Origin of the sequence: Tistrella arctica, from assembly GCF_039630945.1 — a bacterium.
GTDB classification, from domain to species: domain Bacteria; phylum Pseudomonadota; class Alphaproteobacteria; order Tistrellales; family Tistrellaceae; genus Tistrella; species Tistrella bauzanensis.
This window is the reverse complement of record NZ_JBBKTV010000013.1, coordinates 32,212-49,584: the sequence shown is the minus strand read 5'-3', so window position 1 is coordinate 49,584 and position 17,373 is coordinate 32,212. Positions and strand designations below refer to the sequence as shown.

The 17,373-nt window shown below is 68.6% G+C and carries 18 protein-coding genes; 13 read left to right on the top strand and 5 right to left on the bottom strand.

The window, feature by feature from the left end; translation table 11 throughout:
- Positions 1 to 14: 14 nt before the first annotated feature.
- A complete protein-coding gene (locus WG924_RS23930; protein ID WP_345935558.1) occupies positions 15 to 1,280 on the bottom strand; it encodes an adenylate/guanylate cyclase domain-containing protein in 1,266 nt (421 codons plus the stop codon).
- 137 nt (positions 1,281 to 1,417) lie between these two features.
- Here WG924_RS23930 and WG924_RS23925 point away from each other — a divergent pair, with 137 nt between their 5' ends.
- Positions 1,418 to 2,014 (top strand): GNAT family N-acetyltransferase, encoded by a 597-nt coding sequence (locus WG924_RS23925; RefSeq protein ID WP_345935557.1) that lies wholly within the window; start codon positions 1,418 to 1,420, stop codon positions 2,012 to 2,014.
- Between the two features lie 172 nt (positions 2,015 to 2,186).
- Positions 2,187 to 2,738, top strand: coding sequence for a NifU family protein (locus WG924_RS23920; RefSeq protein WP_188576328.1), 552 nt, complete (start codon positions 2,187 to 2,189; stop codon positions 2,736 to 2,738).
- 107 nt (positions 2,739 to 2,845) lie between these two features.
- On the opposite strand, the gene WG924_RS23915 is transcribed toward WG924_RS23920, so the two are convergent.
- The 3 genes from WG924_RS23915 to ddpX all read right to left on the bottom strand — a co-directional run bounded on the left by WG924_RS23915 (position 2,846) and on the right by ddpX (position 5,719).
- A complete protein-coding gene (locus WG924_RS23915) occupies positions 2,846 to 4,402 on the bottom strand; it encodes a lipid kinase (protein ID WP_345935556.1) in 1,557 nt (518 codons plus the stop codon).
- Positions 4,389 to 5,090 (bottom strand): SDR family NAD(P)-dependent oxidoreductase, encoded by a 702-nt coding sequence (locus WG924_RS23910; RefSeq protein ID WP_345935555.1) that lies wholly within the window; start codon positions 5,088 to 5,090, stop codon positions 4,389 to 4,391. The genes WG924_RS23915 and WG924_RS23910 overlap by 14 nt, the downstream gene beginning before the upstream one ends.
- Before the next feature lie 74 nt (positions 5,091 to 5,164).
- Positions 5,165 to 5,719 (bottom strand): D-alanyl-D-alanine dipeptidase, encoded by a 555-nt coding sequence (gene ddpX, locus WG924_RS23905; RefSeq protein ID WP_345935554.1) that lies wholly within the window; start codon positions 5,717 to 5,719, stop codon positions 5,165 to 5,167.
- 122 nt (positions 5,720 to 5,841) lie between these two features.
- Between ddpX and tsaB the strand changes: the two genes are divergently transcribed.
- Together tsaB and WG924_RS23895 are read left to right on the top strand one after the other, a co-directional pair.
- A complete protein-coding gene (tsaB, locus tag WG924_RS23900; RefSeq protein ID WP_345935553.1) occupies positions 5,842 to 6,585 on the top strand; it encodes a tRNA (adenosine(37)-N6)-threonylcarbamoyltransferase complex dimerization subunit type 1 TsaB in 744 nt (247 codons plus the stop codon).
- Positions 6,586 to 6,677: 92 nt separating this feature from the next.
- On the top strand, positions 6,678 to 7,169 hold the full coding sequence (locus WG924_RS23895) for a GNAT family N-acetyltransferase (protein WP_345935552.1): 492 nt from the start codon (positions 6,678 to 6,680) through the stop codon (positions 7,167 to 7,169).
- Here the strand turns inward: WG924_RS23895 and WG924_RS23890 are convergent, their stop codons facing one another.
- Positions 7,170 to 7,415, bottom strand: a complete 246-nt coding sequence (locus WG924_RS23890; protein WP_345935551.1) for a sulfurtransferase TusA family protein — start codon at positions 7,413 to 7,415, stop codon at positions 7,170 to 7,172.
- A gap of 221 nt (positions 7,416 to 7,636) precedes the next feature.
- On the opposite strand from WG924_RS23890, the gene WG924_RS23885 reads away from it, so the two are divergent.
- The 9 genes from WG924_RS23885 (at position 7,637) to lnt (ending at position 17,234) form a co-directional block, all read left to right on the top strand.
- Positions 7,637 to 8,059, top strand: coding sequence for a Ros/MucR family transcriptional regulator (locus WG924_RS23885; protein WP_188576334.1), 423 nt, complete (start codon positions 7,637 to 7,639; stop codon positions 8,057 to 8,059).
- 389 nt (positions 8,060 to 8,448) lie between these two features.
- A complete protein-coding gene (locus WG924_RS23880; protein ID WP_188576431.1) occupies positions 8,449 to 8,889 on the top strand; it encodes a Fur family transcriptional regulator in 441 nt (146 codons plus the stop codon).
- Between the two features lie 134 nt (positions 8,890 to 9,023).
- The gene (locus WG924_RS23875) at positions 9,024 to 9,854 is read left to right on the top strand and encodes a GNAT family N-acetyltransferase (protein ID WP_345935550.1); all 831 of its coding nucleotides are present in this window, start codon (positions 9,024 to 9,026) and stop codon (positions 9,852 to 9,854) included.
- Positions 9,851 to 10,810 (top strand): lysophospholipid acyltransferase family protein, encoded by a 960-nt coding sequence (locus tag WG924_RS23870; protein ID WP_345935549.1) that lies wholly within the window; start codon positions 9,851 to 9,853, stop codon positions 10,808 to 10,810. The genes WG924_RS23875 and WG924_RS23870 overlap by 4 nt, the downstream gene beginning before the upstream one ends.
- Positions 10,811 to 10,947: 137 nt before the next feature.
- Positions 10,948 to 12,372, top strand: a complete 1,425-nt coding sequence (gene miaB / locus WG924_RS23865; protein WP_345935548.1) for a tRNA (N6-isopentenyl adenosine(37)-C2)-methylthiotransferase MiaB — start codon at positions 10,948 to 10,950, stop codon at positions 12,370 to 12,372.
- Between the two features lie 89 nt (positions 12,373 to 12,461).
- The gene (locus tag WG924_RS23860; RefSeq protein WP_345935547.1) at positions 12,462 to 13,649 is read left to right on the top strand and encodes a PhoH family protein; all 1,188 of its coding nucleotides are present in this window, start codon (positions 12,462 to 12,464) and stop codon (positions 13,647 to 13,649) included.
- A gap of 20 nt (positions 13,650 to 13,669) precedes the next feature.
- Positions 13,670 to 14,296 carry an rRNA maturation RNase YbeY gene (ybeY, locus tag WG924_RS23855; RefSeq protein WP_372045172.1) on the top strand — a complete coding sequence of 209 codons (627 nt, stop codon included), beginning with the start codon at positions 13,670 to 13,672 and terminating at the stop codon, positions 14,294 to 14,296.
- 281 nt (positions 14,297 to 14,577) lie between these two features.
- Positions 14,578 to 15,549: a hemolysin family protein gene (locus WG924_RS23850; protein WP_345935545.1), complete on the top strand. Its 972-nt coding sequence runs from the start codon at positions 14,578 to 14,580 to the stop codon at positions 15,547 to 15,549.
- 8 nt (positions 15,550 to 15,557) lie between these two features.
- Positions 15,558 to 17,234 carry an apolipoprotein N-acyltransferase gene (gene lnt, locus WG924_RS23845; protein ID WP_345935544.1) on the top strand — a complete coding sequence of 559 codons (1,677 nt, stop codon included), beginning with the start codon at positions 15,558 to 15,560 and terminating at the stop codon, positions 17,232 to 17,234.
- The last annotated feature ends 139 nt before the right edge of the window (positions 17,235 to 17,373 follow it).

The following is a 17,373-nucleotide window of genomic DNA, read 5'->3' as shown; positions in this document are numbered from 1 at the left end:
TGGGCCGGCGCGGATCAGGCCAGTTGGGGCAGGGTATAGACCTCTTCCTCGGCGGCAAGCCCGCGCAGCTGGAAGCGGCCGAGCGGCGTGAGCGGCCGGCCGATCATGGCCACGGCATCGGCGATGGTGGATGAAATCGCGATCGTCTGGCCAAGGTCGCGGGCCAGAACCTCCAGCCGGCTGGCCTGATTGACCGCCTGGCCGATGACGGTGAAGTCCAGTCGGTCGGGCGCGCCGATATTGCCATAGAGCACCTCGCCCGCATGCAGGCCAAGCCCATAGCTCAGCGCCTCGTCGCCGCGCTCAGCGCGGCGCGCGTTCAGCGCGGCCATACCGCGTTCGGCATCGCGCGCGGCATCCAGCGCCGCACAGCCCGCGAACGGACAGGCGCCATCATGCAAATGGGTGGGAAACACCGCCAGCACGCCATCGCCGATCAGCTTCATCACCTGGCCGCCATGGGCGGTGATGGCCGCGGCCATCACCTCGAAATGCTCGTTCAGGGTGGCGATCAACACTTCGGGTGGCAGGCGTTCGGACATGGCGGTGAAGCCGCGCAGATCGGAAAACCAGATCGCGGCGTTCATCCGTTCGACATCGCCGCGCTTGATGGTGCCGGCCAGCACCCGTTCGCCCGGATCATCGCCCAGATAGGTCTTCAGCAGGGTGCGGACCTGCCCGCGCTGGCTGACGATTTCAACCGCCAGCGTCAGGATCGGCAACAGCGCCGATATCCGCCGCAGATCGCCTTCGGTGAAGCCGCCGGGGGTGAGTGTCGCCACCGACAGCGCATTGGGCGTGCCGTCATGGAAGGCGATCGGCAGCATCACGTAATCGGTGAAGCCTTCGGCCTTCAGGTCGACCAGGATCGGGAAGTCGCTGGTCTGGGCGCCGGGGCCGGTCAGGCGACGGCGGACCCCGGCGCCATGTTCAACCACAAGTTGAAAAGGGCTGCGCAGATAGGCGTCGGTCAATTCCACGCCATGGACACGGTGCACCGCCTCCACCGGCCGGTCGGGGCGCCATTCCACCGACACGCCCCGGAATTGCGGGTCCAGCAGCCGCAGATGCAGGCTGGCGCGATCGATCGGCACGCCAGCCGCCGCCAACCGGCGCGCGACCCCGTCGACGAGCTCCGCCACCGGCAGTCTGGGACCTTCCTGGGCCAGCCATTCGGCGATCGGATCGGGACCGAGCATGGCCGGCGCCACCGTGGAACGGCGGATGGGCGTGGCCGTGCGCAGCATTGTCGCGTCGTCGAGGCGTTCGGCTTCCATCATCGATCCGATGTCCTGCTGCCGGCAGCGAGGCGCAACACCCCAAGGGAGAAGCTCGGGAGAAGCTCGCGGGCCCGTGATAAAAAATCAATTGGGCTGTATATCGGGTGCAGCAGGCGTTCCGTCGAGGGGGAGATGACATGAAGACGCAGGCGGGTGGCGGAGATGACACGGCGGCGCCGGTGCCGGTCATCGAACGTCTCGATCGGGGATTGTCCGATCAGGATCTGGCGGCGCTGGCCGATATTCTGGTCGCCTGTGTCGCGGGCGGTGCCTCGGTCAGCTTCATGGCCGGGCTGAACCATGCCCGCGCATGTGCGTTCTGGCAGGGTGTGGCAGGCGATGCGGCGCAAGGCGGCCGGGTGTTGCTGGTGGCACGGCCAGAGGCCGGCGCCACCCCCACCGGCACCATCCAACTGGTGCCGGCCAGGACCGAGAACCAGCCGCACCGGTCGGATATCGCCAAGCTGCTGGTGCATCCGCGGGCCCGCCGACAGGGGATTGCCGGCCGTCTGCTGGCTGCCGCCGAGGCGGCGTCGCTGGCCATGGGCCGGCGGCTGATCACGCTGGATACCGATGCCTTGAGCGATGCGGCCCGGTTCTATCCGGCCCATGGCTATCAGACCACCGGCATCGTACCCGGCTATGCGCTGATGCCCGACGGGGGGCCATGCGACACGCTGTTCCTGTGGAAATGGCTGGATGCGGCCACAGGCGATCCGGCGCAGAGGGTCTGAGAGAAGGACTCTTGATACTGGACCAATTTAGTGCCAAATCGTTGGCGAGCGCCGTGGCCCCGGGATCCGATGCGATCCGGTCGCAGATCCGCGCCCCGCAAGGCCGGGGGCCGACGCGATGGATACGAAGCCCGCAGCATCCGATTGCGGCCGCCAATGAGGACCAGGTCCGATGTTCATCCAGACCGAGCGGACGCCCAATCCGCTGACCCTTAAGTTCCTGCCCGGCCGTGACGTGGCCACGGGTGGTGCCCAGTTCGCGCGCGGCGACGATACCAGCCGCTCGCCGCTGGCGACCACGTTGCTTGCCATCGACGGCATCGAGGGCATTTATCTGGGCACCGATTTCGTGTCGGTGACCAAGTCGGACGCCGCCGACTGGATGCTGCTGAAGCCGATGATCCTGTCGGACATCATGGAGCATTTCACCAGCGGCCGGCCGGTGCTGACCGAAGAGGGCGCGGCCGAGGCCGCCGCTGCCGGCGGCGCCGGGGATGACGAGGTCTCGGCCACCATCCGCGAGTTGATCGATACCCGCGTGCGCCCCGCCGTCGCCCAGGATGGCGGCGACATCGTGTTCGAGGGCTTCGAGGACGGCATCGTCTATCTGCAGATGCATGGCGCCTGCTCGGGCTGCCCCAGTTCGACCATGACGCTGAAGAACGGCATCGAGACGATGCTGAAGCATTATGTGCCGGAGGTGATCGAGGTTCGCCAGGCCTGATGCCGGTTGGCCCGACCTCTGGAACCTGACGCCCAGACGCCCATAAGCAACGCCCGCCCACAAGCAACGCCCGCCCTGGCACATCTGTCGGGCGGGCGTTGTGCCGTTCAGTCCTCGGCACCCTCGACCGGTGCCGGCAGGGCGGTGTCGATCAGCCGCCAGGCATCGTCATAGGCAATGGTGGCGGCATCGGCCGAGGCCGGGTCGCCCGCGCGCCGGACCTCGTCGATCGCCACCTCGATCCGGGCGGCGGCATGATGCAGCCGCTGGCTGGCCCGGGTTTCCACCGGCATGCCGACCAGCCCTTCCAGCCAGTCGACCACATCCTCGATCAGCGCGCGGTCGTCGTCGGCGTCGCGGGTGGGCAGGTCCATCGCATCGAGCGCGTCATCGGCAACCACGGCGATCCGCGCCCAGTCGGCACCGATCTGGCCCAGAGCCGCGATCACTGTGTCGCTGAAGCCCGCATACGGGCTTTCGGCCATGCGGCGGGTGAGGGCCTCGCCCTCGCGCGCCGCACGCGCCATATCTTGAAGCGCGATCTCGATCTCGGCGGCAAGGCGTTCATCTTCGGCGGACATCGCAGCCTCCTTATCGCTCAACATGGGCAGGTTCCCGGCCGGCGCATCGCGCGACCGCGTATCACCGGCGATGCTGCGGTCGCCGGCCAGCGACCGCACCGGGCTGGTGCCGGGCAGGTCGGCGGCCGGGCGATCGGGGGTCACCACCGACACGGCACCGGCGCGCACGCCGAATTCGGCCGGGGTGCGGGTCAGGATCTCGCCATCGACATTGACCCGCTTGGGCTTGGCCGGGGTCTCGACGCGCACCGTTCTGCCCGACAGCCGGTGAACCCCCATCCAGGGTCCGGCAGTGCCCAGCCGCAAGGCCGGCAGCATCAGCGCCATCCGCCAATGCGACACCGGTTCGATCACATAGACGTCGAGCATGCCATCATCGATGGTGGCGCCGGCCGATACCGTCAAGCCCCCGCCGTGATGGCGGCCATTGCCGATCGCCACCATCACCGCCCGCATCTCGACGTTTCTGCCATCGACCGTCAGCCGCACGCGGAAGCGGCGGTGGCGGGTCATCACCCGGAACAGCGCCGGAATATAGGCGCCGATGCCCAGCCGGCGCTTTTCGCGGCTGTCGAGCGCATCGGCCACATCGACCGACAGGCCGATGCTGGCCACGTTGAAGAAACCGCGACCATCGATGGTGCCGATATCGATCGATCGCCGGCGCCCGGTCAGCGCCACCTCCAGCGCCGCGGCCGGATCGAACGGAAGGCCCAGCGTGCGGGCAAGATCGTTGGCGGTGCCAAGCGGCAGGATGCCCAGGGTCAGCCCGGTATCGGCCATGGCATCGGCCACCGCCGACAATGTGCCGTCGCCGCCGCCCACCAGCACCAGCGCCGGCGGATCATCGCTGCCGGCGGCGGCGCGGATGGCATCGGGAAAGGCGTCGGGGCTGTCCAGATCGGGCATGTCGGGGCGGAAGCCGGCCTTCCGCAGCCGGGCCAACAGGCTGTCGGGCGCAAGGCCGCCGCCCAGCCGGTCGCGCTTGCCCGGCGGGATCAGCACCAGGGCCCGCCCACCCGCCGACGGGCGGTCCGGTGTCTGTGGCGGCGGCGCGCCGCCGCCCGGATCACGCATGGCCATAGGCCGGGATCAGCGCGCCGCTGACCGCCGCGGCCTCGGCCGAGGTCAGGAACAGGATGACACGGGCCAGGGCTTCGGGCGTGACCCAGGCGCCATGATCGGCATCGGGCATGGCCGCACGGTTGGCCGGGGTGTCGATGATCGACGGCAGCACCGCGTTGACCCGGATCTTCCGGGGCAGCAATTCCTGCGCCAGGCTCTGGGTCAGCGACATCACCGCCGATTTTGACGCGGCATAGGCCGCCATATCGGCGGCGCCGGCCACGGCGGGGCGGGCGCCGATGGTGACGATGCTGCCGCCACCGGCGGCCCGCAGATGCGGCAGGGTGGCGCGCACGGTGTGATACAGGCTGCGGGCATTGGTCGACAGCAGGGCATCGAAGCGGGCGCCGTCGACATCGGCGACCGGCCCCATATCGAAGCCGCCGGCGATGGCGATCACGCCGTCGAGCCCGCCCAGCATGCCGGCGGCGGCATCGGCGGCGGCCAGGGTCTGCGCCTCGTCGGCCAGATCGGCCGCCACCAGCACCACCCGCCCGCCAAAGGCTGCCTCGGCCGCGGTGCATTCCGCCGGCAGAAGATAGCTCGCGGCCACGGCGGCGCCACGCTCCAGCGCCATGGCGGCAACCGCGCGGCCCAGCGCGCCGGTACCGCCGGTGATCAGCAGCTTGCGTCCTTCGATCGACATAGGGGCGCGTCTCCGTTCTGCCTGACGATTGGGTGGTGGTCGGCGATGATGTGGTGGTTGGCGGTTCGGCCGGTTCAGACGGGCATCAGCCGGGTACCGGCGGCGCTGTCGGACAAGGCCGGCAGGCGCCGCGCATCGAACAACTGATAATGCCACCATTCGTGCCGATAGAAATCCCAACCGGCGGTGGTCATGATGCCCATCAGCAACAGCCGGTTGCGCTCCGCCTCGACCGACAGGCCGGCGGCGCCGTGATAGGACATGGTGGAGAAGTCGTCGAAGGGCGTGCCCATGTCGAGCGCCCGGCCGGCGGCGTCGATCAGGGTCAGGTCGACCGCGGCGCCGCGCGAATGCGGCGAGCCGCGGCGCGGATCGGCCACGAAATCGGGGTCGGGGGTGTGCTCCCACAATTTCCACTGCGCCTCCGACGGGCGGAAGGCGTCGTAGATGCGGAAGCGCAGACCATGGCGGGCGGCGATGGCGATGGCGCGGCGCATCGCCGCGGCGGCTTCCGGGTGCAGGAAGCAGGCGGCGCGGCCATAAATCGGCCGGCCGGTGAAGTTGGCGGGCGTGGCATAGGCGATGTCCAGCTCGACACCGTCCCGATCGCTCAGGATTTCTTCTAACATCTCATGATCCGTCCGTGCTATGCGGCGAGGGCACCCTAGCACAGAGCATATTGCACTGGGCAGCATGTGCTTGGACACGGACATGCCCGTGATCTTGTTTGGCCGATGAGTGATTTCCGCAGATGACCACCGGCAGTGCCGCAACGACATGCCTGACCATCGATACCTGCGCCGGCGCCATGTCGGTGGCGGCGGGGCGGGGCGGTGTGGTGCTGGCGCGGGTGTTTCTGGCCGATGCGCGGGCGGCGGCGGAAAAGCTGGCGCCGGCGGCACGTGACGTGCTGGCCGCGGCGGGGCTGGCCGCCGACGCGATCGACCTGATCGCGGTCACACGCGGTCCCGGCACCTTCACCGGCGTGCGGATCGGCCTGGGTTTCGCGCGTGGCCTGGCGCTGGCCAGCGGTGCCGCCCTGCTGGGGGTGACCTCGCTGGAGCTGCTGGCGGCGGGGGCCGTGGCCACATCCGGTGCCGGCGCCACCGACCGGGATGTCATGGCGGTGATCGATGCCCGACGCGGCGAGGTTTATGTGCAGCGCGTGGACGCAGAGGGCCGTGCCGGCATCGCCGAGGCGCTGACGCCTGAGGCCGCCGCCGCATCGCTGATCGCCCGGCCGGCGCTGGCGGTGGGGGCGGGGGCCGCCCTGCTGGCGCCGCTGCTGCCGGCCGATCTGGCGGCACGGCTGATCCGTCCCGACCTGCCCCATGGCCATGGCCAGCCCGATGCCGCCGATCTGGTGGCGCTGGCCGATGCGCATGGTCGCCGGCACGGCCGGCCCGACCCAGGGGCGCTGCCGCCATCGCCACTGTATCTGCGCGCACCCGACGCGCTGCCGCCGGCACCGAGCGGCATCGAGACGCCGTCATGACCCCCCCGCCCGTCATGCCCCCTCCGCCCGTCACAACCACGTCGCCCGCCGGCGCGTGCCTGCGACCGATCGCCGCTGCCGATGCGGCGGTGATGGCCGATCTGCATGCCAAAGCGTTCAACGATCCCTGGGACAGCCCCTGGGATGCGGTGGCGATCGCCCGGCTGCTGGATCTGGACACGGTGGCCGGACTGGCGGCATGGCCGGCACTGGACGCGGGTACACGGGATGCGGGCACAATGGATGCGGGCACCGATGCGCCGACCGGCATGGTTCTGATCCAGGCTGCGGCGGGCGAGGCGGAAATCCTGACCATCGCGGTCGATCCCCGGGTCCGGCGCCAGGGGCTGGGCCTGCTGCTGCTGGACGGGGCCGCGATCTGGGCCGCGGCCCGTGGCGCCGAACGGCTCCTGCTTGAGGTCGCGGCGGATAATCCGGCGGCACGGGGGCTTTACCAGAAAGCCGGCTTCACAACAGTGGGCCGGCGGCGTGGTTACTATGCCCGTGGTAAACAGGCGCCGGCCGATGCCGAAGTCATGGCGCTGGCCTTGACGGTCGACGACGCGCCGATGCAGATCTCGTGATCATCCACTGACCTTGAACAGCAGCCGCCAGACCCCGGGGCTGCCGGCTTCCTCGTTCAGCGCCACGATCTGATGGCCCAGTTCCACGACGGAGCGAGGTACGTTTTCCAGCGGCTCGCCGCCATTCAAGCGGACTTCGCCAATTTCGCCGGCGGACATCTTCCCGATCATTAATTTTGTTTTGACAAACGTCATCGGGCAGACATGATGCGTGACGTCGAGAAAGCGATCTGCACTTGGTTTCATTGTGAACCGTCCGGTCGTCGTCTCGGAATGCGAGGTGCCGACGCATGTCGGCCGGGCACCCCCCACGGGCGCCCCGGTGCGGACCTGAGCCACGCCGGCATCGTGCTTCCGATGTTCATCCTCGTCACCGTCATCCTGGTCAAAGGATCGCGCCGTCGTTCGCCCTCAGCCGACACGGCCGCTTTGATCTCCGCCCGAGACACCGAGGTCCAGACCCTACCATGGCCGAAAATCCGAGCCCGCTCGATCTTCTCTCGCTGACGGCACAGATCGTGTCGTCGCATGTCGCGAACAATACCGTGTCGGCCGGCGAACTGCCCCAGCTGATCGGCGAGGTCTATCAGAGCCTCGCCGGGCTCGGCCGCGAGCCGGAGCCGCGCGAGGAAGAGCAGCGGCCGACGCCCGCCGTCGCGATCCGCAAGTCGGTACATGACGAGTACATCATCTGCCTTGAGGACGGCAAGAAGCTGAAGATGCTGAAGCGCCATCTCAAGACCGCCTATGACATGACGCCGGAAGAGTATCGGCGCCGCTGGGGCCTGGCCGACGACTATCCGATGGTCGCCCCCGGCTATGCCCGCCAGCGCAGCGACCTGGCCAAGCGCATCGGCCTTGGTCGTCGCGGCCGCGGCGATCAGGACTGACCACGGCTGCCATGGCAGGATAACGGGCTGCGGGCGCAGAAATTGCGCCCGCCGCTTGTCGTTGCCTGCCGGCTGTCCGATAATGACGCCAGCATTCCGATACAGTGGTGCCGGCCGTTCGATGCCGGTACCGGTTGTTCGGGAGTGGTGACCGTGACGGTGCCGCCGGTTCGGGCGGTGCCGGATATGCGTCGTTCGGGTCCGGTTGTCTTGCGCAGGTGAGGCGATCCGGGGCTGACGCGCATGCGGCCGTAGGTTGGGGCATATGCAGTGCCCCACGGCGATCGCGCCGCGACGGCGGCCCCGTCCGGGACCGCGCAGAAGCGCCAGGCGCAGACCATCCGTGTGTAGTGTCCCCTGTCCACCCAAGGAGCCAGGCCATCTTGGAGATGTCGCGACTGGAGCGTCTGTGTCTCGATAAGGGTCTGAAGATGACCGACCAGCGCCGGGTGATCGCCCGCGTGCTGTCGGAAGCCGATGACCACCCGGATGCCGAAGAACTGCACCGCCGTGCCAGTGCCATCGATCCCCGCATCAGCATCGCCACCGTTTATCGGACGGTGCGGCTGTTCGAGGAGGCGACCATTCTGGAACGGCATGATTTCGGCGACGGTCGAGCGCGCTATGAAACCATTCCCGAAGAGCATCACGATCACCTGATCGACATGCGCAACGGAACCGTGATCGAATTCCAGAACACCGAGATCGAGCGTCTCCAGCAGGAGATCGCCCGCAAGCTCGGCTATCGCCTGGTCGATCATCGTCTGGAACTTTACGGTATCCCGTTGGACCAGCCCTTGGACGACGGCTCGGACAAGGGATCGGCCTGACGGATGGCGGTGATGTGCCAGCCCGACGCCGTCCGACCGGCCGCCGGGCCGGCACGCCGCCGCCCCTGCCACTCTGCCTCGCCTCCCCCACATGGCCGGCGATCCCTCGCCGCGAGACTTCAGGGCATGTTCGGATGACCGCCATTCTCAACCCCGACCTCGGCCTTCGTTCCGGCAATCTGCGGGTCTGCCTCGCGGATGGTGCCGACGACATCGAGGCGGCCCAGCGCCTGCGCTATCACGTCTTCTACGAAGAGCGTCACGCCAAGCCCAGCCCGGAAATGGCCGCGGCCAAGCGCGATCTCGATGCGTTCGACGACGTCTGCGACCATCTGCTGGTGATCGACGATGCGCATCCGAGCGGCCGGCCGACGGTGGTCGGCACCTACCGGCTGCTGCGCCGGTCGGCCGCCGATGTCCATGGCCGCTTCTATACCGCCGACGAATTCGACATCAGCCCGCTGCTGTCGGTGGATGGCGAGGTGCTGGAACTCGGCCGGTCCTGCGTTGCCGCCGAATACCGCAACCGGGCGACCATGCAACTGCTGTGGCGCGGCATCGCGCTGTATCTTGAGCATTACGACATCCAGCTCATGTTCGGCTGCGCCAGCCTGGACGGCACCGATATCGACACGCTGAAGACCCAGCTTGCCTATCTCTATCACCACCATCTGGCGCCCGAGGCGCTGCGGCCGGTGGCGGTGCCGGAACGCTATGTCTCGATGGATCTGGTGGCGAAGGACGATCTGCCGGTCGCCCGCGCGCTGGCCCAGCTGCCGCCGCTGGTGAAGGGCTATCTCAGGCTGGGCGGTTTCGTGGGCGACGGCGCCGTGGTCGACAAACAGTTCAACACCACCGACATCTGCATGATCGTCAAGAGCGACCTGATCACCGGCCGGTATCGCGACCGCTATGAGGGCGGCTCGGGCCGGGTGCGGCCGAAGGGCGGCGACGAGGGCGTATGACCGGCTGGTTCCGCGCAGCCCTGCTGCTGCCGATCTATCTTGCGCTGACGACGGTGCTGATCCCCGTGCAGGCGCTGCTGGTGGCGTTGAAGCTGTCGGCGGCCAACCGGTTTCCGCGGTTCTATCACCGCCTGACCTGCCGGTTGATGGGCTTCGACATCGATATCGTCGGCACCCCGGTGCGCGACCATCCGGCGCTGTTCATCGCGAATCACACCTCATATCTGGACATCTCGATCCTGGGGGCGGTGATCAACGGCTCGTTCATCGCCAAGAGCGAGGTGGCGGACTGGCCGCTCTATGGTCTGCTGGCCAAGCTGCAGCGCACGGTTTTCGTGCAGCGCCAGCGCAGCCGCACGGCCGAACAGGCCGATGAGGTGGCAAAGCGGCTGGAGGCCGGCGACCGGCTGATCCTGTTTCCCGAAGGCACCAGCAATGACGGCCTGCGGGTGCTGCCCTTCCGCACCGCGTTCTTCTCGGTCGCCGACCGGCGGCCGCGTGGCCGGGCGCTGGTGGTGCAGCCGGTGTCGCTGGCCTATACCCACGTCCGTGGTATGCCGATGGGCCGCCGGCTGCGCCCGGCCTATGCCTGGTATGGCGACATGGATCTGGCGGGACATCTGTGGAATGCGCTGACCCTGGGCCCGGCGCGGGTGGAACTGATTTTCCACCCGCCGGTTACGATCGATGATTTCCGCGACCGCAAGGCCCTGGCGCGGCATTGCGAACAGGCGGTTTCGGCGGGCGTGGCGCAGGCACTGGCCGGGCGGTCGACCGCGGCGCTGGCCCTGATCGGTCAGGCCCTCGCCCAGCGCGGCCCGGCGGTGGAAGGCGGCGCGATCGAGGTGGCGGAAGAGGACGAGCCGCTGGACCCGCAGGAAATCGACGCCGCCGATCCCGATGAGCCCCTTCCGGACGCGGCCGAAACCCCCCATGCGGAGGATCGCGTCAGGTGAGCCGCTTGAAGCGGCGGGACCGCGACTGATATTCTGTCGGGCGGATGACGGCATCGTTCACATCATCGATGAACGGACACAGAAGCAGGGACGGGGCCGATCGCGGCGCCGCATCAACGTGAAGGCCCGAGGCGAGGGTGACGAAGAAGCTGTATATCAAGACCTATGGCTGCCAGATGAACGTCTATGACAGCGAGCGCATGTCGGATGTTCTGGCCGCCCAGGGCTTTTCGTCGACCGAGGTGGCGGAAGACGCGGATCTGGTGATCCTGAACACCTGCCATATCCGCGAAAAGGCGGCGGAGAAGGTCTATTCCGATCTGGGGCGGCTGCGCGCGGCTGGCGGGCCCGATGGCCGGCTGATCGCGGTGGGCGGTTGCGTGGCCCAGGCCGAGGGCGCCGAGATCCGCGCCCGCGCGCCGTTTGTGGATATCGTCTTCGGACCGCAGACCTATCACCGGCTGGCCGATATGGTGGAACGCGCCACCCGTGGCCAGGCGGTGGTGGAAACCGATTTCCCGACCGAGGCCAAGTTCGATCACCTGCCGGGCGCCACACCTGGCCGCCACGGCCATACCGCCTTCGTGGCGGTGCAGGAGGGCTGCGACAAGTTCTGCACCTTCTGCGTGGTGCCCTATACCCGTGGCGCCGAATACAGCCGTCCGGCGCAGGCGATCCTGGACGAGATCCGGGCGCTGGCGTCTCAGGGTGTGCGCGAGGTGACGCTGCTGGGCCAGAACGTCAATGCCTATCACGGCGCCGCGCCGGCGGCGGGCGGTGGTGCGGGTGGCGCCGGGCCCGATGGAGACTGGACGCTGGCGCGGCTGTCGCGCGCGATCGCCGCGATCGATGGCATCGCCCGCATCCGCTATACCACCTCGCATCCGCGCGACATGGGCGGCGATCTGATCCTGGCCCATCGCGACGTGCCCGAACTGATGCCCTATCTGCATCTGCCGGTGCAGTCGGGTTCCGACCGGGTGCTGAAGGCGATGAACCGCAAGCACACCGTGGCCGATTATCTGAAGGTCATCGACCGGCTGCGGGCGGTGCGCCCCGACATGGCGATGTCGGGCGATTTCATCGTCGGCTTCCCCGGCGAGACCGATGCCGATTTCGAGGCGACCCTGCAACTGGTGGAACGGGTGGATTACGCCTCGGCCTATTCGTTCAAATACAGCCCGCGCCCCGGCACCCCGGCCGCCGATCTGGGCGATCAGGTGCCTGAGGACGTGAAATCCGAGCGACTGCACCGGCTGCAGGATCTGCTGTCGGCGCAGCAGCGCGGCTTCAATGCCCGCATGGTGGGCCGGCGGCTGCCGGTGCTGCTGGAACGGCCCGGCCGCCATGCCGGGCAGATGGTCGGCCGCTCGCCCTATATGCAGGCGGTCGTGGTGGAGGCGCCTGCGGATGCCGCGGGCCGGATGGTGGAGGTCGACATCGACGCGGTCAATTCCTTCAGCCTGAACGGGCGCATCGCCGGCGGCGAATGGTCGCCACGGCCCCTGTATCCGGCATCGCCGGCCGTTGCCGCCACCCCTGTCGCCGGTTCCGGCCTTTGACGGCCCGGCGCAGCGACCGTGGACCCCGCGGCCGGGCGGCCGCAGGGCCCGCCGAGCGCGGGTCCGCCGCCGATGCCGATGCGGTGATCGTGGATTTCGACGACAACCATCTTCTGGCCCTGCTGGTTGGCGAGCATGACGAGCATCTGGTCCGGATCGAGGCCCAGCTTGGCGTGCACATCGCCACCCGTGGCAACCGGCTGGCGATTTCGGGCAACGAGGCCGACCAGGACGCCGCGGCCGCCGTGCTCGACGGGTTGTATGAGCGGCTGAAGCGCAACCTGATCGTGACTATGGCCGAGGTCGATGCCGCGATCCGCATGGTGACCCAGGCGGCCACCGCGGCGCTCGGCGCCGAACCGGTGGAGATTCCGGCCGCACAGATGCCGGTCTCGCCCCCCGATGCCGCCCATGCGGTGGCGCAGGCGGCGGGCGGACATGGCAGCGCCAGCAGCAGCCATGGCAGTGCTGCGCATGCGCAGGCTTCCGCCCAGGCCGGTGCCTATATCACCGGCGAAGTGGTGATCAAGACCAAGAAGAAGCGCATCACCCCGCGATCGATGCGCCAGGGCGCCTATCTGTCGGCGATCCGCGATCACGACCTGGTTTTCGGCATCGGCCCGGCCGGCACCGGCAAGACCTATCTGGCGGTGGCCATGGCGGTGGCGCTGTTCCTTGAAAAGAAGGTCGACCGGATCATCCTGTCGCGGCCCGCGGTCGAGGCCGGCGAACGGCTGGGCTTTCTGCCCGGCACGCTGGAAGAGAAGGTGAACCCCTATCTGCGGCCGCTGTATGACGCATTGCAGGACACGCTGCCCGACGAGATCGTGGCCAAGCTGATCGAGACCGGCAAGATCGAGGTGGCGCCGCTGGCCTTCATGCGTGGCCGCACCCTGGCCAATGCCTTCGTCATTCTGGACGAGGCGCAGAACACCACCGCCGTGCAGATGAAGATGTTCCTGACCCGGCTGGGCGAAAACAGCCGCATGGTGATCACCGGCGACCTGTCGCAGATCGACCTGCCGGCCGGCACCACATCGGGCCTGTCCGACGCGCTGGCGGTACTGGGGCATCTGGACGAGGTGCCGGTGGTGACCTTCGATGACACCGACGTGGTTCGCCACCCGCTGGTCGCACGGATCGTGCGGGCCTATGCCGCCCGCGATGATGCCCGCCGCCGCCCGAAGCGCATCGATCGCGGCCCCGTGCGGGTGCCGCCGGTGCGAGAGGATCAGCCGGTGCGAGAGGGCGGGGACGACCCGGAGACCGGGGCATGACGCGCGAGGACATGCCGGCCATGGATGGCGACGACACATCGGTCGAAACCCTGGCGGTGCTGGGCGGACGGATCGAGATCGTGATCGAGCAGGCAAGCCCGCTGTGGTCAGGTGCGGCCTGGAGCCTGCCGGCCGGACGGGTCGATGGCCCCTTGAGCGAGGCGATCGGCCGGGTGGCCGCCGCCCTGCTGGCCGCGGCCGCGCCGCATCTGCTTGAGGCGCTGGGCGAGCGGGTGGGCGAGGTGTCGCTGACGCTGGCCGACGACGGGGCGGTGCAGGCGCTGAACCGCGACTGGCGTGACAAGGACCGGCCGACCAATGTGCTGTCGTTTCCGGCCGAGGATCTGGGGGCCGACGACCGGCACGCGGTGGCGGACGCGCTGGAGGCGCTGCCGCCCGGCGCGCCGCTGATGCTGGGTGATATCGCGATCGCCGCCGAGACCGTGCTGGCCGAGGCGGAGGCTCAGGGCAAGCGGCCGCGCGCGCATCTGCTGCATCTGGTGGCCCACGGCCTGCTGCACCTGATCGGCCACGACCACGAGACCGAGGAGCAGGCCGCCGCCATGGAGGCGCTGGAGACCGCCACCCTGGCAGGCTTTGACATCGATGACCCCTATACGCTGATCGATGGTGCGCCGGATGCCTGACAGTCTGCGGACATGGCGGCGGAGATAGCGGCGGATCGGGTGTCGGCGGCAGGGCGGCACGATCATGGTTGCCACCATTGCATGGCCGGTATGGGGATGCCGCATGGCGCATGCGATGGATGATTGACTGTGCACCCGCCTTCGACGGAAACTTGGATTTCAAGCGGATGGCCACTGGTCTGGCGGGCGGGCGTATCGCGTGCCGGGAGTGGTGATCAACCGGACCGCGATGATGGCCGGAGCGCGTGGCAGGTGCCGCGCAGCATCAGGATCGCTGGCACATGGCCGACGCCATGCCGCACAAGGATCGCTCCACCAGCGCGCGGCCCATCGGGCAGGAAGCGATGAGCGACCAATCTTCGTCTAGACGGCCCCGCACGGGCGGGGCCGGCAACAACACCCTCGGACACCTGCTGTTGTCATGGCTTGGCGGCGGCAGATCCCGTGAACGGGATGACCTGCGCGACAGTCTGGTCGATCTGGCCGAACGCGCTGAAGGCGATGAGGACGAGCGCGCGGCGCTTGACCCCGCCGAACGCCAGCTTGTCACCAATGTGCTCAAGCTGGGCGACCTGACGGTCGAGGATGTCATGGTGCCTCGCGCCGACATCATCGCGGTCGAGATCGGCACCCCTCTGGACGAGCTGTTGCGTCAGATCGCCGAGGCCGGACATTCCCGGCTGCCGGTGTATCGCGCCACGCTCGACGAACTCGTCGGCATGGTGCACATCAAGGATGTGGTCGCCCGGCTGGGAGAGCGGACCCCGATCGAGGCTGCCGGCATCGTCCGCGAGGTGCTGTTCGTGGCGCCGTCGATGCGGGTTCTGGACCTGCTGAACCGCATGCGCACCACCCGCATCCATCTGGCGATCGTGGTTGATGAATATGGCGGCACCGATGGCCTGGTGACCATCGAGGATCTGGTCGAGCAGATCGTCGGCGATATCGAGGACGAACATGACGACCAGCCCCAGAGCCGGCTGGTCGAGATCGAGGATGGCGTCTTCGAGGCGGATGCCCGCCTGGATGTCGAGGAACTGGAAGCCCGGCTCGACCGGGTTCTGGTCGATGATGACGAAGATGTCGACACCCTGGGCGGGCTGGTCTTCGCCTTGACCGGGCGGGTGCCTGCGGCGGGCGAGACCGTCGAGCATCCGGCGGGGCTGGTGTTCGAGATCCTGGACGCCGACCCGCGCCGGATCAAGCGGATGCGCATCCGCGTCACCGCCGACGAGGCATCGACCGCCGCGTGACCGGGTCCGTGTCGACGCGCTCCCCCCTGTTCCGTCGCCTGCGGGCCGGCGCCGACCGGCTGGCCGGCCTGCGCCCGCGTTTGCGGCTGCTGATGGCCGCCGCGGCCGGCGGGGTGTCGACGGCGGCCTTGCCGCCGGCGGGGATCCTGCCCCTGGGCATGCTGGCCTTCACCGTGCTGGTTCTGCTGCTCGACGGCGTGAGCCTCGGGCCGGCGCCGGATGGGACGCCGGCAGATGGCGGAACCGCACGCAGCCGGCCCGGCATCTGGCCGGCCTTCTGGACCGGCTGGGCCTTCGGGCTGGGCCAGTTCGCCGCCGGGCTGTACTGGATCGGCGTCGCCTTCTTCGTCGATGCCGCCAAATTCGGCGCGCTGGCGGTGCCGGCAGTGCTGGGGCTGGCGGCGGGGCTTGGCATTTTCACCGGTTTTGTCGGGGTGGCGCAGGCGCGGCTGGGTGGCCGGGGGCCCGGACGGATCGCGATCTTCGCGGTGCTGTGGGTGGCCGCGGAGTGGCTGCGCGGCCATGTGCTGACCGGATTTCCCTGGAATCTGGCCGGCAGTGCCTGGCTGGCGGTGCCGCCGGTGGCGCAGGCGGCCTCGGTGGTGGGCATCTATGGGCTGGGCCTGCTGACGGTGCTGGTGTTCACAAGCCCGGCTTTGCTGGTGACGCGCGGGGCCGGCGATCGGCGCCCGGCGCTGGCGCTGGCGGTGCTGATTCTGCTGGTGGTGGCGGGCAGCGCCGGATGGGGTATGGCGCGGCTGTCGGAGACAGCGACGGCGATGGTGCCGGATGTGCGGTTGCGGCTGGTGCAGGCGGCGATCGACCAGCGCGAGAAATGGCGCGGTGGCATGCGGGCGCAGCATATGCGCACTCAGATCGATCTGACCCGTGGCCCGGGCTTCGACCGCATCAGCCATGTGATCTGGCCGGAAACCGCGGTCGGCTATTACCTGGAACAGGATGCCGAGCCCCGGACGGCGCTGGTGGCGGCGGTGCCGCCGGGCGGGTTGCTGATCACCGGGGCGCCGCGGGTGGAGTGGGTGCCACCGCCGGTCGGTGCGGCCGACGGGGCCGAGCCGACGCCGTTGATCTATAACAGTGTGTTGGCGATCGATGATGCCGGGCGCATCCGGGGTGTGTATGACAAGGCGCATCTGGTGCCGTTCGGCGAATATGTGCCGCTGCGCGCGTTCAACCCGTTCCCCAAGCTGACTGAGGGGACGATGGATTTCTCGGCCGGCCCCGGCCCCGCCACGCTGGCGCTGCCCGGCCTGCCGCCGGCAAGCCCGCTGATCTGTTATGAGGCGATCTTCCCCGGGGCGGTCACTGCCGGGGCCGACCCCGCCGCCCGGCCGGGCTTTCTGCTGAACGTGACCAATGACGGCTGGTTCGGCCTGACCGCCGGCCCCTTCCAGCATTTCGCCGCCGCCCGGATGCGGGCGATCGAGGAAGGCCTGCCGCTGGTCCGTGCCGCCAATAACGGCATATCGGCGATCGTCGACCCGCTGGGGCGGATCGTGGCGCTGTTGCCCCTGGACCGACGCGGCGTGCTGGATGGTCCGCTGCCGGTGGCGCTGGCACCGACCATCTATGCCCGGATGGGCGACAAGGCCGCCGGCATCGCGGCCCTGCTGGTGATGGCGGCAGGTCTGCTGACCACCCGCCGCAATACCGACGCTGCCTGAGCATTCACAAGATCTTGATATATTTTGGTATGACCTTCTCATGATCTTGCAGTGTCCGAGTGATAACTTTTATTCCTGAGAAAATTCCGTAGAACGTTTGAACCGGCGCTCTGATTTTCCCCCGGAGAGTCAGTAAACT

What these genes read in the sequence shown, in the direction of transcription:
- WG924_RS23910 (WP_345935555.1), bottom strand. Translation starts at nt 5,090, where the DNA reads ATGTCGATCGAAGGACGCAAGCTGCTGATCACCGGCGGTACCGGCGCG.
- WG924_RS23930 (WP_345935558.1), bottom strand. Translation starts at nt 1,280, where the DNA reads ATGATGGAAGCCGAACGCCTCGACGACGCGACAATGCTGCGCACGGCC.
- ybeY (WP_372045172.1), top strand. Translation starts at nt 13,670, where the DNA reads ATGGATGGCGACGACACATCGGTCGAAACCCTGGCGGTGCTGGGCGGA.
- WG924_RS23915 (WP_345935556.1), bottom strand. Translation starts at nt 4,402, where the DNA reads ATGGCCATGCGTGATCCGGGCGGCGGCGCGCCGCCGCCACAGACACCG.
- WG924_RS23875 (WP_345935550.1), top strand. Translation starts at nt 9,024, where the DNA reads ATGACCGCCATTCTCAACCCCGACCTCGGCCTTCGTTCCGGCAATCTG.
- WG924_RS23870 (WP_345935549.1), top strand. Translation starts at nt 9,851, where the DNA reads ATGACCGGCTGGTTCCGCGCAGCCCTGCTGCTGCCGATCTATCTTGCG.
- WG924_RS23895 (WP_345935552.1), top strand. Translation starts at nt 6,678, where the DNA reads ATGGCCGATCTGCATGCCAAAGCGTTCAACGATCCCTGGGACAGCCCC.
- WG924_RS23925 (WP_345935557.1), top strand. Translation starts at nt 1,418, where the DNA reads ATGAAGACGCAGGCGGGTGGCGGAGATGACACGGCGGCGCCGGTGCCG.
- tsaB (WP_345935553.1), top strand. Translation starts at nt 5,842, where the DNA reads ATGACCACCGGCAGTGCCGCAACGACATGCCTGACCATCGATACCTGC.
- WG924_RS23850 (WP_345935545.1), top strand. Translation starts at nt 14,578, where the DNA reads ATGGCCGACGCCATGCCGCACAAGGATCGCTCCACCAGCGCGCGGCCC.
- WG924_RS23920 (WP_188576328.1), top strand. Translation starts at nt 2,187, where the DNA reads ATGTTCATCCAGACCGAGCGGACGCCCAATCCGCTGACCCTTAAGTTC.
- WG924_RS23880 (WP_188576431.1), top strand. Translation starts at nt 8,449, where the DNA reads ATGTCGCGACTGGAGCGTCTGTGTCTCGATAAGGGTCTGAAGATGACC.
- WG924_RS23885 (WP_188576334.1), top strand. Translation starts at nt 7,637, where the DNA reads ATGGCCGAAAATCCGAGCCCGCTCGATCTTCTCTCGCTGACGGCACAG.
- WG924_RS23890 (WP_345935551.1), bottom strand. Translation starts at nt 7,415, where the DNA reads ATGAAACCAAGTGCAGATCGCTTTCTCGACGTCACGCATCATGTCTGC.
- ddpX (WP_345935554.1), bottom strand. Translation starts at nt 5,719, where the DNA reads ATGTTAGAAGAAATCCTGAGCGATCGGGACGGTGTCGAGCTGGACATC.